Below are 15,210 nucleotides of genomic sequence, written 5' to 3' on the forward strand. Positions count from 1 at the left end.
TTTATTATCGAGTTCGGTGACCGCCTGGACGGTCACTTCTGAGAAAAGGCATTTACACAGAATCGTGTACAGGGTCTTTTCGAGCGATAAAGATACTCATCCGCTTCGGCGAGCAATTTATTGAAAAGATCCGTCAGTTGGCCGGAAAGCACTTGTCCGTTACTCAGCCCAATACTGACCGTCAAGCGCAGCGTTTGCCCATGCCAGTTAAAAAGGTGGGATTCAACCGATTGACGAAGCCGTTCCGCCAGCAAAAAACCGTCCTGCGGGCTGGCCGTGGTGGCCACGACCGCAAACTCTTCACCGCCCATTCGCGCAACGACCCCTTTGTCGCCCAGCTCCTGACGCATCTTTTGCGCAAAAGAGGTCAACACCCGGTCACCGCACTCGTGCCCGTAATTGTCGTTGACGCTCTTGAAGTAATCGATATCCAGCAGCATCACCGTCAGGTGTTTGTCGGCAAAGCCGTTGCTGTCATGGTTGAGCGCTTCATATAACCCCGAACGCGAGTACACGCGGGTCAGAAAATCGTAATCTGCACGCAGCGACACCTGCCGAATCAGGCGGTTGATAGTCTCCATGCTGACCGAGACGATAACCGGGCAGACAGCCATGGTGGCAATCCCAAGACGGGCAGAAAACATCCGCGACATCTGAATCGGCGAGGCAACAAAAATATTGATAACCCCATTGGCCATCAAAATGATTTCCAGCCCGCCGGTCACCAGCGTCAGCAGGCAGGTCAGCGGCAGGGAGAACGTCACCGCACACCAGATAAGTGCCGGCAGCGGAAAGGCCAGACTGCCCGCCCCTCCCACCAGCACGGAAGCCAGCACGGAGGCAATCAGTGCCAGGATCGGCAGCACTGTTTTACGGTTAAACGTCGGCTGCGTTCGCGGCCAAACGGCGGTGAGGATACACGGCAGGATCAACACACCTGTCGAGAATTGCTCACTGAACCAGTCACCGAACAGCATCAGGAAATCCTGGTTGATGACAACACCCATTGAGCCGAACACACCAAAGAGTGCGCAGAGCATCGCCGACACCAGGCAATAGCCGAAAAGATTAAGGGCATTTATCGGTTGTGGAGAGTGGCGCATAAAGCGCTGTTCGCGCTGCACCAGCTGCGCCATGGTTACGATAAAAACCATGTTGGAGAGGTTAATCACCACCGACGACCAGCCCCACGACGTGGTCACTCCGTCGTACAGGATCATCGCCAGATAGCACACCAGATAATAAGGCCAGCGATGCAAAAAGGCGTAACGGGCAAAAATCCCTGCCATAACAGCGTTTAATGGCCAGAAGAGCGAGAGCTCCTCGACCAGACGCAGCATCGCCCCAACAAAATAAAAAAGCGTGGTTACCAGGAAAATCACCGCCGCATTGATGAGCGGCTGGTCATTTCGCAACAGGCGAAATGTGGGCGAAAAAAGAGCACGCATTACATATCAATCCATATTATGGGCGCTGCAGATCGTTTAGAAGCGGCAGAAACAATCTATATCTTAACATGTAATGCATGAATAACAGGCTTTTAACACGAGAATTCAGCCTAATTCATTAGCGTTATGAATTCATTTGCAGGACCAGCCAGTGGTAAATAACCCCGACAATGTAGCGCTGCTGTACCTCACTGAGTTCAGTCCCCGCTGGAATACGGTGCCATTTTTCCAGGCAACCCCGACAGCAGGTGGCGGTGGCATGTTGAGCGATAAAAACTGGATGGCCGCGCATCGGCGTCTGTTTGCCGTCATTATGCGGTAACGCCGGGGCCAGACGTTGGGCAACGAAGTCGGCTGCATGCGCAGCGATCGCCTCGGCCCCTTTTTCCATGCAGTACTGACGCTCTTTGGTTCCCAGTCGAAAACGGGAACGGAAGGTGGAGCGGGCAAGGCGTGCAAACAGCGGATCAAGGTCAGACATCAGTATACCGAGCGCCCCAGTTGCTGGGTCAGCGCCTCCAGTAAGGCGATCCCCGCCAGCGAATTCCCGGCTTCATCCAGTTCCGGGCTCCACACGGCGATAGCCATCTCTTGCGGCACAATCGCCACGATCCCACCGCCGACGCCGGATTTAGCCGGTAACCCCACGCGCCAGGCAAACTCCCCGGCATTTTGATACATCCCGCTGGTGGCCATCAGCGCATTGACCTGCCGCGTTTGTTGTGGGGTTAGCACCGGTTGCGCAAGATGCGGTGCGCTGCCTTTATCCGCCAGAAAGAGAAAGGTGCGCGCCAGTTCGACGCAGCTCATTTTTAGCGCGCAGTAGTGAAAGTAGTTTTGCAGCACCGTGGCGACGTCATTGTTAAAATTGCTAAAGGATTTCATCAGCCAGGCGATGGCCGCATTGCGGGCGGAGTGATCGAATTCCGAGCGGGCCACCACGCTGTCGAAGGCGATATCCGGCGTGGCGGAGAGTTTGCGCACGATTTCCAGCATACGCTGGCGCGGGGCGCTCAGGCGGCTTTGCAACATGTCACATACCACCAGCGCACCGGCATTAATAAACGGGTTACGCGGTTTGCCCTGCTCGATTTCCAGCTGTAAAAGGGAGTTAAACGGCTGTCCAGACGGGTCTTTACCCACGCGGGTCCAGATTTCGTCTTCCTCGTAGTGGTTCATCGCCACCACCAGGCTCAGGACTTTTGACAGCGACTGAATGGAAAACCGCTCGTCGGCATCGCCAGCCTGAAAGTGTTCACCGTTGACGGTACAAATGGCGATACCTAATTTCGCCCCGCTGACGGTTGCCAGCGCGGGAATATAGTCCGCCACTTTCCCCTGACCGATCAGCGGGCGTACCTGCTCAAGCAGTGCTTCAAGTACGCCATTATACATGACTGTCGCCACATCCGTTCCTTACTCGCAGCCGTAAAATGGGCTGCGAGTATACCAAAAATCAGGCCGGGAGACGAAAACGGGAAACGGCCTGCATCAGGGCATGGGAATCGTTATGTAGCTGTACAGAGGCTTCGGTAGCGTCAGTCACCAGTTCTCCGGTGCGCTGCGCTACGTTATTCAACGAATGCAGACGGCGGGTCATATGGTGGATACTCTCCCCCTGGCTCAAGGTCGCCGTGGAAATATCGTTGAGCAAGCCGCTCAGATGACCGACCAGACCGGTAACCTGCTGCAGGTTATTCTCCAGTTTGCTTACCGCATGAGTGCCATCGTTAATGCCCTGTAAGGAGTGGTTGATCAGCTCCTGGATGGTTTGCGTCGAATGGCTACTCTTACGCGCCAGCAATCCCACCTCTTTTGCCACCACCGCAAAGCCACGACCGTGGTTGCCCGCGTGCGCCGCTTCAATGGCCGCGTTGAGTGCCAGAATATTGGTCTGGAAGGCCACCCCTTCAATCAGCTCAACGATACCGCGCATTTCCGAGGCGCGGCCAACAATCGCCTGCATCGACTGATTCACCGTGTCCATCATACTGTCGCCGCCCGCCGCCACCTTGCGCGCTTCATCGGCGCGTTCACTGGCAAGCTGCGCATAGCCGGTATTGCCTTCGACATGGGATTCAAGTGTCGCGATATGGGCCGTCACGTCCGCCAGCTCTTGCGCCTGGCGGGTCGATTGTTGATACAGCTTCTGGTTGCCTTGCGCCAGGCTATCAATATTGTTGACCATCGAGCTGGTGGCAGTGCTCACCTGGCTGACCAACTGCTGCAACCCTTGTTGCATGGTATTGATACTCAAGCCAATCTGGTCAATTTCACGGTTGAAGCGTTTGACGTCCGGCAACGGCGTGGAGAGATCACCGGCGGCAAGGGTATTGATATGACCACTCAGTCGACGCAGCGGCGTGATCACCCAGCGCGACATGGCGAACCAGACCACGATGGCGATCATCACCAGCAGCGCAGGCACCAGCACAAACACCTGCTGCAAACGCTCAAGTCCGCCCATTAGGGTTAAGCGCCCTTCATCGGCCCGTTTTTCACTGGCCTGCTGGAAGCGTGCGTAGTTATCGTTGAAGTCGGCCTGAAACGCCTGGGCCGGAACGGCAAAGAAGGCGTCAATCGAATTGGTTTTCACCAGCCCGTCGGCCTGCTCTTTGATCGCACCGTAGAAAAGCTGATAACTGTTCACCAGCCCGTCATCTTTCGGTGGGTTTAACGCCTGCCAGGCCTGCCAGGCTTTCTGCGAGGTGACCAGCGCCGCCTGCGTTTCATCCATCAGACTGTGCCAGCTGCCGTCAGAACCGGTTTCTTTGTCCTGCATAAAGTAGACGCCTGCACGGTTAAGCAAGTCGCTTGCCGCCAGTAATGCCACGCGGGCTTCATCGACTTTAACCTGCTGCAAATGGGTCTGTTGATTGAGTTGTTCGTTATGTTGCGCGTCGCGAAACGATAAGGTGAGAATGACCGATGAGGCGATCTGGAGCGCGGAAAACAATCCGATAATCCAGAAGATACCTGCCAGTAAGCCAAACTGCCGTGGTGTCAAACGCCGAAAAATTCGGAGAAAAATTTGCTTTAAGTTCATGATATTCTTCTATAACCTCACGATGCCCGTGAGTTTACGAAAGCATTATGACGAAATCATGACACCCAGTGATGGCGCGCCCTGTACAGGGCGCGCGGTGGATCACAGACGATCTTTCCATACCGTTTGCACGTTACAGAACTCATGCAAACCAAAGTGGGACAGCTCACGACCAAAGCCGCTTTTTTTCACGCCGCCGAAGGCCACGCGGGCATCACTGGCGCTGTAACCGTTAATAAAGACCCCACCGCATTCCAGACGCGCGGCAAAATCGTCCGCCAGCGCCGCATTTGCGGTAAAGACGGTGGCCGACAGCCCAAAATCACTGTCATTGGCCAGCGCCAGCGCATGTTCCGCATCGCGCGCTACGGTGATGGCGGCCACCGGGCCAAACATCTCCTGACGGAAGGCGGTCATCTCTGGCGTCACATGAGTCAGCACGGTTGCCGGGTAGTAGTTCCCTGCCCCCGCCGGTTTTTCGCCGCCCAGTGCCAGCGTTGCCCCTTCGCTGACGGTCGCCAGGACCTGAGCGTGCAGCTCATCGCGCAGGTCATAACGCGCCATCGGGCCGAGGTAGGTTTTCTCATCCAGCGGCTCGCCCTGGGGTAACGCCGCCGCTGCGGCAATAAATTTCTCTGTGAAGGCATCGGCGATGCTGGCTTCCACAATAAAACGTTTCGCCGCCGCACATACCTGCCCGGTATTCTGATAACGTCCGGCCACCGCCGCTTTCACCGCCAGATCGAGATCCGCATCGCTCAGCACGATAAAGGGATCGGAACCGCCCAGTTCCAGAACGCATTTTTTCAGCGCCGCACCGGCCTGGGCGCCAATTGCCGCCCCGGCACGCACGCTGCCGGTGACCGTCACCGCCGCAATACGCGGGTCGTTAATTGCCTGACTCACGCCGTCGTTAGTGGCATTCACCCAACCAAACACGCCCTGCGGTACGCCGGCTTCGGCAAAAATTTTGCCCATCAGATCCGCACAGCCCAGCACGTTCGGCGCGTGTTTAAGCAGATAGCTGTTGCCCGCCAGCAGAATCGGCACCGCACCGCGCAGCACCTGCCACAGCGGGAAATTCCACGGCATCACCGCCAGAATCGCCCCGATCGGACGGTATTCAATGGTCGCACGGTTGTTTTCGACCAGGGTGGCTTCTGAGCCGAGCATCGCCGGGCCGTGTTCGGCGTACCAGTCACACAGGTTGGCAGACTTGGTGACTTCGCCGCGCGCCTGGGCTATCGGTTTGCCCATCTCTTGTGAAATCAACTGCGCCATGGCTTCGCCGTGATTGCGCAGTACCGCCCCCACCGCACGTAGCGTCTTCGCACGTTCTGCAAGGCTTGTTTTACGCCACTGGCGGTAACCACTGGCGGCAAGTTCCAGCGCAGCGTCGACATCTTCACGGCTGGCCCAGGGAGTGGCAGACAGGGTTTCCCCGGTTACCGGGTTAACGGAAATAGCATGGGTGGCAGATGAAATTGACATAATTCTCTCGCTTTCGCTGTTCAGGTATTGCGCTATGGTCGCTGAATTTGCTATTTCTGAAAACTGAATAATATTAACTTCACTGTTCACGAATGGAGAACACTATGGATTTAACGCAGCTTGAGATGTTCAACGCCGTGGCGCAAACCGGCAGCATTACCCAGGCCGCGCAAAAAGTGCATCGTGTACCGTCGAATCTCACCACCCGCATTCGCCAGTTAGAGGCGGATCTTGGGGTGGATCTCTTCATTCGTGAAAACCAGCGGCTGCGTCTTTCCCCCGCCGGGCACAGTTTTTTACGCTACAGCCAGCAGATCCTCGCGCTGGTTGATGAAGCGCGGATGGTGGTGGCCGGTGATGAGCCGCAGGGACTGTTCTCACTCGGCTCGCTGGAGAGCACCGCTGCGGTGCGCATTCCGGCGACGCTGGCAAAATACAATCAGCGCTACCCGCGTATTCAGTTTGATCTGGCAACCGGGCCATCTGGCACCATGATCGACGGTATTCTCGACGGCACCCTGAGCGCCGCTTTTGTTGATGGCCCGGTGATGCATCCGGGGCTGGAGGGCATTCCGGTTTATCGCGAAGAGATGATGATCGTCGCGCCACACGGCCACGACCCCATCACCCGTGCCGCCCAGGTCAACGGATCCAGTATTTATGCGTTTCGCGCCAATTGTTCTTATCGCCGCCATTTCGAGAGCTGGTTTCATGCCGATCAGGCCACGCCGGGTAAAATCCACGAAATGGAGTCCTACCACGGCATGCTGGCCTGCGTGATTGCCGGGGCCGGACTGGCGCTAATCCCACGCAGCATGCTGGAAAGTATGCCCGGTCACCACCAAGTTGGCGTATGGCCGCTGGCGGAGAACTGGCGCTGGCTGAACACCTGGCTGGTGTGGCGGCGCGGCGCGAAAACTCGCCACCTGGATGCCTTTATAGAATTGCTAAACGCAGATCCGCAGTCAGCAACTTTTCCATAAAAATGCTGAGCGGGTCTTCCGCATACGGGGCGAACGCATCGCGCTGCTGATAGCCGCAGCGCGTGTAAAGGCGTATCGCCGCCTGCTGTTTAATGCCGGTTTCCAGGCGCAGCGTATGACACCCGCGTTCAAGGGCCGCGCTCTCCAGCGCATCCAGCAGTTTTTCCCCCAGATGTTGCCCGCGATGGCGCTCATCAATAAACACCCGTTTCATCTCACCGGTGCCATCATCGTTAAGCACAATCGCCCCGCAGCCGACCATTTCGCCGGAAGCATGGATAATGGCGTGCATGATGACTTTTTCTGGCGGCAAAGCGGCCAGATCCAGCAGGTGGTTGCTTTCTGCCGGGTAAAGTTGCGCCTGATACGCATCAAGCTCGGCGATCAGTGCGCGAACATCCGGCTGGCTCGCCGTGGCAGGGGTAAAGGTATACATAGCGCTCTCCTGTTATTGTTCTGTTAAATTACGCGCAAACCCTGCTCACTTAGCCATACAATTAACTTATATATTCCTGCCTGGATTGCATAAAACGCGCCTGCGGCGGTAATTTACGCTCACGCGTAATCCTGTTAACGGAAGTGAAATGAATACCAGAGCCCGCAAAGTGATGATCATCGGTACCGGCAATGTTGGCGCCTCTGCCGCCTACGCCCTGCTGAACCAGAATATCGCCGAAGAGTTGATCCTTGTTGATTTGAACCGCGATCGCGTTGAAGGTCACGTGCAGGATTTGGCGGATGCCGCCGCGTATATGCCGGGCATGATGCGCATCAGCAGTCGCGATGCCGCAGACTGCGCCGATGTGGACATTGCGGTCATCACCGTCTCCGGTGGCCCGCTTAAACCGGGTCAGACGCGTCTGGATGAGCTGCAAAACACCGCGCGGATCGTGAAAAATATCGTGCCGCAGATGATGGCAAACGGCTTCAACGGCATTTTCCTGATTGCCACTAACCCGTGCGATATCATCACTTGGCAGGTCTGGAAGCTATCAGGATTACCGCGCAGCCAGGTGATCGGCACCGGCGTGTGGCTCGACACCACCCGTCTGCGTCGCGCGCTGGCGCAAACGCTGGATATCGGCGCGCAGAGTATTGATGCCTTTATTCTGGGCGAGCATGGCGATACCCAGTTCCCGGTGTGGTCGCACTCGTCCGTTTACGGCTCACCGATTGCCGATGTCTGGAAACGTCGCACCGGGCAGACCATCGATTTTGACGGGCTGGCGGAGAGCGTGCGCAAGCACGGTTTTGAAATTTACGCCCGCAAAGGCTGCACCGAATACGGTATTGCCGGGACGATTGCTGAAATCTGCCGCAATATCTTTACCGGTAGCCACCGGGCGCTGGCAATCTCCTGCGTGCTGGACGGCGAGTATGGCGTGAACGATGTCGCTATCGGCGTTCCGGCGGTACTGACCCAGAGCGGCGTACAGCAGATTATTGAGTTACAGCTGGAAGAGGACGAAGTGGCGAAATTCAACCACTCCGTGTCGGTGATCAAAGCCAATATCGCGCGCCTGCCCTGAGGCCGCGACCCGGTTATTCCGCGATGGTTAACCGGGCGGGCAGTACGGCAAGTTTCTGGCGGATATCGTCACCCAACTGACCGTCGGTGACAATGTCCGTCAGCGAATCAAGACGGGCCACGTTAAACAGCGACCACGCCCCGTATTTACTGCTGTCGGCCAGCAGCACCCGACGCTGCGCATTATCAATTAACGCCCGTTTCAGCGCCGCTTTCTCTTCGGTTGGCGAGGTGATGCCTTTTTCCAGATCCCAGCCGTTACAGCTGACAAACGCCAGATCCGGCCAGATGCCCTGCAACAGTTTGCGACCATGGTCGCCAATGCAGGACTGGCTGCTGTCATCGATTCGCCCACCAATAATGGTCACTTCGATTTGCTTAAATTCCGACAGGAACAGCGCGATGTGCAGATCGCTGGTGATCACCCGCAGCGGCAGATGCGTGAGCTGACGAGCGAATTCAATCATGGTGGTACCTGCATCCAGCACAATGGCGTCACCGGCCTTCACCAGCGACGCGGCGGCACAGGCAATGGCGTGTTTTTCCGACAAATTGCGCTGCATTTTCTCCAGCGTTGTCGGCTGCGAGGGGATAAACCGGTTAAGGGTAACGCCGCCGTGTGAACGGCTGATCACCCCTTCCTGATCGAGCTTGATCAGATCGCGGCGAATGGTGGCCGGGGACGCATTGGTTATCGTCACCAGTTGGTCTACCGTTACCAGATTATGGCCTTTCAGATAATCCATAATCTGTTCTAACCGGTTATATCCCTTCATATTATTCCCGTGTGATTTGCATAGCTAACTGGATGGAAACCGCCATACTCTCCGGTTTCGCTTTTCCGGTCCAGGCGATATCAAATGCTGTGCCATGATCCGCAGAAGTGCGGATAAACGGCAAGCCAGCAGTGATATTAACCCCATCGTAAAAGCCCAGCAATTTTAACGGAATATGCCCCTGATCGTGGTACATCGCCACCACGATGTCATACATGCCTTCATGACACTGCATAAAGACCGTATCCGGCGGGCACGGGCCGTAAACATTGAGCCCCTGGGCTTTCATAGCTTCAACCGCCGGACCTACGGTGGTGATCTCTTCATCACCAAACAGGCCATTTTCCCCGGCGTGCGGGTTGACCCCGGCGACCGCGATTCGCGGGTTTTCAAAGCCGACGCGTTTGAGGAAGCTGTCCGCCACGCGGATAACCGTCTTGATGCGATCCTGATTGAGGGTATCGAGGAATTTACGCAGCGCGATATGGGTGGTGACGTGAATCACTTTGAGTTTGTCGGTATAGAGCACCATCGCATAGTCGTTGATGTTGGTCAGCTTCGCCAGCAGTTCGGTGTGACCCGGATAGTGGTGACCGCCTAAATGCAGCGCTTCTTTATTCAGCGGTGCGGTGGCAATGGCTTTCACTTCACCGGCCATCGCCAGTTCGGTCGCACGACGCACGCAGCGGTAGGCCAGATCGCCCGCCTGAGCCTGCACTTTGCCAGGCTCCAGTGCCTGCGGATCCGCCAGCGGCTCATCGAGTACGTTAATCACGCCAGGCGCAAAATGGGCGTCGCTGACCTGATTGATAATGCGCAGTTCCGCATGCGGCGTGACGTTCAGTGCCAGAATACGGTTAAACGTTTGAGCACAGCCGACAACCACAACCGGTGCCCCGGACAGTTCCCCTTCGACCAGCGATTTAATAATAATCTCCGGACCGATCCCCGCAGGATCGCCCATCGTTACGGCAATAATGTTAGACACTCGACTTCTCCTCAATAAAATGCAAAACCTTGAGCAAAGTGGTTTCGTCACCAAAACCGCCTGCTTTGGTCATCACTGGTCGTTGCCATTCGCAACCTGAAAAATATCCCCATGGCACGCAGCCTGCGGCGCGCCCACGAATCTGAAACCCTTTTGCCCCCAGCGCGCGGGCGACGGCTATCGCCACATCGCCGCCGGAAACATAAATACCGTCTGGCGTACTGGATTGCAGGACGTCACGGGTGAGCGCGCCCAAATAATCACAAATACGCTCACCGCACTCTGCCCGGCTCAGCTCCCAGCGTTCACACAGCGCCGCCACCTGATGGCGCGCCTGATCATCCGGGCAGGTATGCACCAGACAGTGTTTGCCCGCGTTAAGCGCGGTGATAATCGCGGCGCGGTGGTCGGTGGCAGACAGCTGGAAGACATCATTGATATCAATAAAGATGTGTTCACAGCGTGGATGCTGCGCGGCGACGCTCACCTGTTTTTGAGCGATTTCACTCATTGAGCCGACAACCGCCAGCACCACCGCCTGTTTTTCCGGTGCCAGACGGCGTGACAAGGCGTCACACAGCCCGGCGGAACCCACCAGCAGCGGCCTTTCGCTCGCCTGCATGGCATGGGTGATAATTTCATCCAGATCGGCGTCCGTTTGCGCATCCACCACCAGCAGCGCCGGCGTTTGCGCACTGCCGCTCGCCAGCGCAACGGGCAACTGTGCGGGCGTAATGTTCTGGCTACGCACACTAAAGAGCGCACCGACATCCGCACTGGCGATCGGCGTTTTCGGGTCGCTGGCAAACTCGGTGTCAGTGAGAAGTACGCCATTCACCAGGCATTTCCCTTCACGGGTAATGCGCCCTGCCGCCGGAAACGCCGGGGCGATAATCACCGCCGCCGCCCCCGTAACCTGCTGCATGGCCATCACTTCGGTTCCAGGATTACCGCGCAGCGTGGAATCTATCTTTTTCACCAGCCACGCCGGTGAGTACTGGCGCAGGACGCTGTCGGTCAGCGCAGCGACCTTCTCTTTGGCCGCATCGGCCGTCAGCGCGCGGCTGTCACTGTTATAAATTAGCGCCTGCGCGTCGCTTTGATACGCCACCTCCAGCGCCACTTCTACACGCATCCCTGCCTGCGCCAGGCTCACGCCCGCATCGTTCGCGCCAGTGAAGTCATCGGCCAGAATCACCACTTGTTGGTCCGAGATTGGTTTGTTCATCCCTACTCCGGGTCGTTACGTTCTGAATATGATTATATTCAATCATAATTGATTATATGTGAGCAAGATCAACTTATTTAATTTGCGAATAAATTATAAATTTATGCCATACAGTGACCGTGATTGAAAAATGTTGATTGAGTTCAATCACCACATAAGACAGACAGGAGAACGTTGTGGTAACAATAAACAGTACCCTGATAAGCGGCGCAGGGGCCATTCCCGCTATCGCGCCATTGCTTACGGGTAAAAAGACACTCTTACTGGTCAGCGACGGCAACGTTATCAAGCTTGCCGTGACGCAGCAGATTCTGACGCTGCTGCAGGCGGAAGGCCGACAGGTACAGATTATTGACAACGTACCGCCAGAACCCAGCCAGCATGATGTCTCCCGTATTCTCGGCGATGCGCCAGAGGCGGCCTTTGATCTGGTGGTGGGTATTGGCGGTGGCAGCGTTCTCGACGTCACGAAACTGTTATCAGTACTTTATCACCCGCGTTCACCGGGCCTTGATGCCCTGCTGGCGGGTGAAAAACCGACTGCACGCGTGCCTTCTCTATTGATTCCGGCCACCGCAGGTACCGGTTCCGAAGCGACACCGAACGCGATTCTGGCGATCCCGGAACAGAACACCAAAGTGGGCATCATCTCTCCGGTGCTGCTGCCGGATTATGTTGCCCTGCTGCCGGAACTGACCACCAGCATGCCCGCACATATTGCCTCTTCTACCGGAATCGATGCCCTGTGCCATCTGATCGAGTGCTTTACCGCCACGATCGCCAACCCGGTGAGCGACAACGTGGCCCTGACCGGCCTGCGCAAGCTGCTGCACAACATCGAAACCGCCGTCAGCGAGCCGCATAACCTGACCGCGCGTCTCGAAATGCTGTGGGCCTCTTATTACGGCGGTGCGGCGATCACCCACGCCGGGACCCATCTGGTACACGCACTCTCCTATCCGCTGGGTGGCAAATACCACCTGCCGCACGGCGTGGCGAACGCCATTCTGCTGGCCCCGTGCATGAAAGTGGTGCGCCCGTACGCCGTCGAAAAATTTGCTCAGGTGTGGGATCTCGTTCCTGACGCCGACACCACGCTCGGCGATGAGGATAAATCCCACGCGCTGGTCGATTACTTTGCCGCGCTGGTTAAACGCCTCAACCTGCCGGACAACCTGGAGGCGCTGGGGGTACCGCACGCGGATATTCCGTCGCTGGCCGATGCCGCCCTGAACGTTAAACGCTTGATGAATAATGCCCCTTGCACCGTCGATCACAGCGCCGTGCAAGAGATTTACCAGACATTGTTTAAATGATCTTTCATGGAGAGATGTGTAATGAGTAAGAAAATTGAAGGCGTACTGACGGCGATCGTCACGCCTTTTGATGCAGAAGGCGGATTGCATGTTCAGTCACTGAAAGAACAGGTCAATCGCCAACTGAGGGCCGGCAACGGCATTTTCTGCGGCGGCACAAACGGCGAGTTTTTTGTGCTCAATGAGCAGGAAAAAATCACCGTCACCGCAGCCTGCGTTGATGAGGTGGCCGGTCGCGCCAATGTGGTGGCACACATTGGTGAGATCTCTACCCGCGAAACCATCCGTCTGGGTAAACAAATTGAAAAACTGGGCGTCGACGCGGTTTCCGTGATCACCCCGTATTTTGTCCCCTTAAAACAAAACGAATTAATTACCCATTATACCGCCGTCGCTGATGCCCTCAGCGTACCGGTATTTCTGTACAACATTCCTGCCCGCACCGGGAATACGCTTGAACCGCAAACGGTTCGCGTGCTGGCTCAGCATCCGAACATTATTGGGATTAAAGATAGCGCAGGAAGCTATGAAAGCCTGAGTGGTTTTCTGAACGCGGTGAAGGACATGGAGAATTTCAATGTCCTTAACGGTCCGGACTCCCTGATTCACCGGGGATTCGTGGAAGGTTGCTCGGCCTGTATCTCCGGCCTTGCTAACGTCGCCCCGAACGAAATTAATGCGATCTGGTCGCATTTCAACGCAGGCGACGTTGAAGGCTCTCGTCAGGCACAAGAAAATGTCACCGGACTGCGCACCGATTTATATAGCGTAGGTTTCTCTCCGGCGGCGGTTAAAAAAGCAGTGCAACTGATGGGCTATAACGTCGGCGAAAGTCGTTATGCCGTGTCATTTACCGAAGAACAACAACAGCAAATTCGCCAGATCGTAACGCAGTACGTGCGTTAAGGCGTTTTTCATTCGTCATTAGAATATTGGGCACCTCAGGTGCCCTGGCTTCACTCGCCCCAAAGAGAGGCAAAGATGAACACGTTTACTTCACAAGATACCCTGATAATTGTCGGTATAGTCATTGCCTATATCGTCTTTACCACCTGGCTTACGTTCCGTTTACGCAGTAAAAACTCCGGCGACTTTATGGAAGGCTCCCGCGCGATGCCGGCCTTTATCGTTGGTATCTTATTAATGTCTGAATACATTGGCGCGAAATCAACCGTCGGTACCGCACAGGCGGCCTTCGAAGGCGGGATCGCTGCCTCCTGGTCGGTACTGGGTGCGGCGATCGGCTTCCCGATTTTCGGCCTGCTGCTGGTCAAACGTATTTATAACACCGGCAAAATTACTATCTCCGGCGCGATTGCAGAGAAGTACGGCAACAGCACCAAAAACATCATTTCTATCATCATGATTTATGCCTTGCTACTGGTGAACGTCGGCAACTACGTGAGCGGCGCGGCGGCGATTTCTACGGTATTAAAAGTGAGCCTGCCGGTGGCCGCCTTTATTACCGCCATCGTCAGTACCTTCTACTTTGCCTACGGCGGGATGAAAGGCGTGGCCTGGGTTACCCTGCTGCACAGTGCGCTTAAGTACTTCGGTATTCTGGTCATCATGGGTTTTGCACTGTACAAAACCGGTGGTTTCACCCCGATGGTCCAGAAAATGCCGGACTTCTACTGGACCTGGGACGGTAACTTCGGTGCCAGCACCATTTTCGCCTGGTTGATTGGGACTATCGGCTCCATTTTCTGTACCCAGTTCGTGATTCAGGCCATCTGTTCGACCAAAGATGTGCAGTCTGCGAAGCGTTCCACCTGGATTGCATTTTTCTTCTGTATGCCGATTGCGCTGGCGATCGCCGTTATCGGCGTGGCGGCAAAATACCTGCACCCGGAAATTAACAGCCTGTATGCAATGCCGATTTTCCTGCAGGACATGAACCCATGGATTGCCGGACTCGTGACAACGTCACTTGTTGCATCCATTTTCGTGAGCGTCAGTACCGTGGCATTGGCTATCGCCTCGCTGGTGGTGAAAGATTTCTATGTGCCTTACCGTAACCCAACGCCAGAGCAAGAATTTAAAGCCACGCGCTGGTTATCGTTACTGATTGGCTTCCTGCCGCTGATTTTCGTGCTGCTGGTTCCGGAAGTGCTGAAACTGTCGTTCTTTACCCGTGCTATCCGTCTGTCCATCACGGTGGTTGCGGTGATTGCCTTCTATGCGCCGTTCTTTAAAAGCACCCGTGGCGCGAACGCTGGCCTGATTGGCTCCTGCGTCGTGACATCACTGTGGTATGTGCTGGGCGACCCGTTCGGTATCAACAACATGTATATCGCGCTGATTACTCCGGCGGTGATTATGGCCCTGGACCGCATTATCCCGAACAAAGCACACGCGAAGGCGAAAACAAAAGCACCAACACCTGTACAAAATAGTGGAGTTTGA

Annotated in this window: 14 protein-coding genes; 5 read left to right on the forward strand and 9 right to left on the reverse strand. The window is 55.8% G+C overall.

Annotated features, from left to right (window positions below):
* Positions 1–32 precede the first annotated feature (32 nt).
* The 5 genes from ACSZPU_RS08900 to sad form a co-directional block, all read right to left on the reverse strand.
* A complete protein-coding gene (locus ACSZPU_RS08900; protein ID WP_498997692.1) occupies positions 33–1,448 on the reverse strand; it encodes a GGDEF domain-containing protein in 1,416 nt (471 codons plus the stop codon).
* Positions 1,449–1,572: 124 nt separating this feature from the next.
* Positions 1,573–1,929: a DUF4186 domain-containing protein gene (locus ACSZPU_RS08905; protein ID WP_498997693.1), complete on the reverse strand. Its 357-nt coding sequence runs from the start codon at positions 1,927–1,929 to the stop codon at positions 1,573–1,575.
* Positions 1,929–2,843 (reverse strand): glutaminase B, encoded by a 915-nt coding sequence (gene glsB, locus ACSZPU_RS08910; RefSeq protein WP_498997742.1) that lies wholly within the window; start codon positions 2,841–2,843, stop codon positions 1,929–1,931. Before glsB ends, ACSZPU_RS08905 begins: the two co-directional genes overlap by 1 nt.
* Before the next feature lie 61 nt (positions 2,844–2,904).
* Positions 2,905–4,494: a methyl-accepting chemotaxis protein gene (locus ACSZPU_RS08915; protein ID WP_498997695.1), complete on the reverse strand. Its 1,590-nt coding sequence runs from the start codon at positions 4,492–4,494 to the stop codon at positions 2,905–2,907.
* 102 nt (positions 4,495–4,596) lie between these two features.
* Entirely contained in the window at positions 4,597–5,985 is a 1,389-nt protein-coding gene (sad, locus tag ACSZPU_RS08920; RefSeq protein WP_498997697.1) for a succinate-semialdehyde dehydrogenase, read from the reverse strand.
* Positions 5,986–6,089: 104 nt separating this feature from the next.
* Here sad and ptrR point away from each other — a divergent pair, with 104 nt between their 5' ends.
* Complete coding sequence (ptrR, locus tag ACSZPU_RS08925; protein WP_498997700.1) at positions 6,090–6,968, forward strand: putrescine utilization regulator PtrR; 879 nt, start codon at positions 6,090–6,092, stop codon at positions 6,966–6,968.
* Here ptrR and ACSZPU_RS08930 read toward each other — a convergent pair.
* Positions 6,922–7,404, reverse strand: a complete 483-nt coding sequence (locus tag ACSZPU_RS08930) for a GNAT family N-acetyltransferase (protein ID WP_498997702.1) — start codon at positions 7,402–7,404, stop codon at positions 6,922–6,924. The two genes, ptrR and ACSZPU_RS08930, sit on opposite strands and share 47 nt — an antisense overlap.
* Positions 7,405–7,552: 148 nt before the next feature.
* On the opposite strand from ACSZPU_RS08930, the gene ACSZPU_RS08935 reads away from it, so the two are divergent.
* Positions 7,553–8,497: an L-lactate dehydrogenase gene (locus tag ACSZPU_RS08935; RefSeq protein ID WP_498997704.1), complete on the forward strand. Its 945-nt coding sequence runs from the start codon at positions 7,553–7,555 to the stop codon at positions 8,495–8,497.
* Between the two features lie 13 nt (positions 8,498–8,510).
* Here the strand turns inward: ACSZPU_RS08935 and ACSZPU_RS08940 are convergent, their stop codons facing one another.
* The 3 genes from ACSZPU_RS08940 to dtnK are packed head-to-tail and all read right to left on the reverse strand — an operon-like array spanning position 8,511 to position 11,488.
* Positions 8,511–9,272 (reverse strand): DeoR/GlpR family DNA-binding transcription regulator, encoded by a 762-nt coding sequence (locus ACSZPU_RS08940; protein WP_498997707.1) that lies wholly within the window; start codon positions 9,270–9,272, stop codon positions 8,511–8,513.
* A 1-nt stretch (position 9,273) separates the two neighbouring features.
* A complete protein-coding gene (locus tag ACSZPU_RS08945; RefSeq protein ID WP_498997709.1) occupies positions 9,274–10,260 on the reverse strand; it encodes a D-threonate 4-phosphate dehydrogenase in 987 nt (328 codons plus the stop codon).
* Positions 10,253–11,488 carry a D-threonate kinase gene (gene dtnK, locus ACSZPU_RS08950; RefSeq protein ID WP_498997712.1) on the reverse strand — a complete coding sequence of 412 codons (1,236 nt, stop codon included), beginning with the start codon at positions 11,486–11,488 and terminating at the stop codon, positions 10,253–10,255. The genes ACSZPU_RS08945 and dtnK overlap by 8 nt, the downstream gene beginning before the upstream one ends.
* A 176-nt stretch (positions 11,489–11,664) precedes the next feature.
* Between dtnK and ACSZPU_RS08955 the strand changes: the two genes are divergently transcribed.
* The 3 genes from ACSZPU_RS08955 (at position 11,665) to ACSZPU_RS08965 (ending at position 15,210) form a co-directional block, all read left to right on the forward strand.
* Entirely contained in the window at positions 11,665–12,804 is a 1,140-nt protein-coding gene (locus ACSZPU_RS08955; RefSeq protein ID WP_498997714.1) for an iron-containing alcohol dehydrogenase, read from the forward strand.
* 21 nt (positions 12,805–12,825) lie between these two features.
* On the forward strand, positions 12,826–13,710 hold the full coding sequence (locus ACSZPU_RS08960) for a dihydrodipicolinate synthase family protein (protein ID WP_498997716.1): 885 nt from the start codon (positions 12,826–12,828) through the stop codon (positions 13,708–13,710).
* Positions 13,711–13,785: 75 nt separating this feature from the next.
* Positions 13,786–15,210, forward strand: a complete 1,425-nt coding sequence (locus ACSZPU_RS08965) for a sodium:solute symporter family protein (RefSeq protein ID WP_498997719.1) — start codon at positions 13,786–13,788, stop codon at positions 15,208–15,210.

Origin of the sequence: Phytobacter sp. V69, from assembly GCF_965644215.1 — a bacterium.
Lineage (GTDB): Bacteria > Pseudomonadota > Gammaproteobacteria > Enterobacterales > Enterobacteriaceae > Phytobacter.

Coding starts and splice junctions, on each gene's coding strand:
- ACSZPU_RS08900 (WP_498997692.1), bottom strand. CDS start 1,448: ATGCGTGCTCTTTTTTCGCCCACATTTCGCCTGTTGCGAAATGACCAG.
- ACSZPU_RS08905 (WP_498997693.1), bottom strand. CDS start 1,929: ATGTCTGACCTTGATCCGCTGTTTGCACGCCTTGCCCGCTCCACCTTC.
- glsB (WP_498997742.1), bottom strand. CDS start 2,843: ATGTATAATGGCGTACTTGAAGCACTGCTTGAGCAGGTACGCCCGCTG.
- ACSZPU_RS08915 (WP_498997695.1), bottom strand. CDS start 4,494: ATGAACTTAAAGCAAATTTTTCTCCGAATTTTTCGGCGTTTGACACCA.
- sad (WP_498997697.1), bottom strand. CDS start 5,985: ATGTCAATTTCATCTGCCACCCATGCTATTTCCGTTAACCCGGTAACC.
- ptrR (WP_498997700.1), top strand. CDS start 6,090: ATGGATTTAACGCAGCTTGAGATGTTCAACGCCGTGGCGCAAACCGGC.
- ACSZPU_RS08930 (WP_498997702.1), bottom strand. CDS start 7,404: ATGTATACCTTTACCCCTGCCACGGCGAGCCAGCCGGATGTTCGCGCA.
- ACSZPU_RS08935 (WP_498997704.1), top strand. CDS start 7,553: ATGAATACCAGAGCCCGCAAAGTGATGATCATCGGTACCGGCAATGTT.
- ACSZPU_RS08940 (WP_498997707.1), bottom strand. CDS start 9,272: ATGAAGGGATATAACCGGTTAGAACAGATTATGGATTATCTGAAAGGC.
- dtnK (WP_498997712.1), bottom strand. CDS start 11,488: ATGAACAAACCAATCTCGGACCAACAAGTGGTGATTCTGGCCGATGAC.
- ACSZPU_RS08960 (WP_498997716.1), top strand. CDS start 12,826: ATGAGTAAGAAAATTGAAGGCGTACTGACGGCGATCGTCACGCCTTTT.
- ACSZPU_RS08965 (WP_498997719.1), top strand. CDS start 13,786: ATGAACACGTTTACTTCACAAGATACCCTGATAATTGTCGGTATAGTC.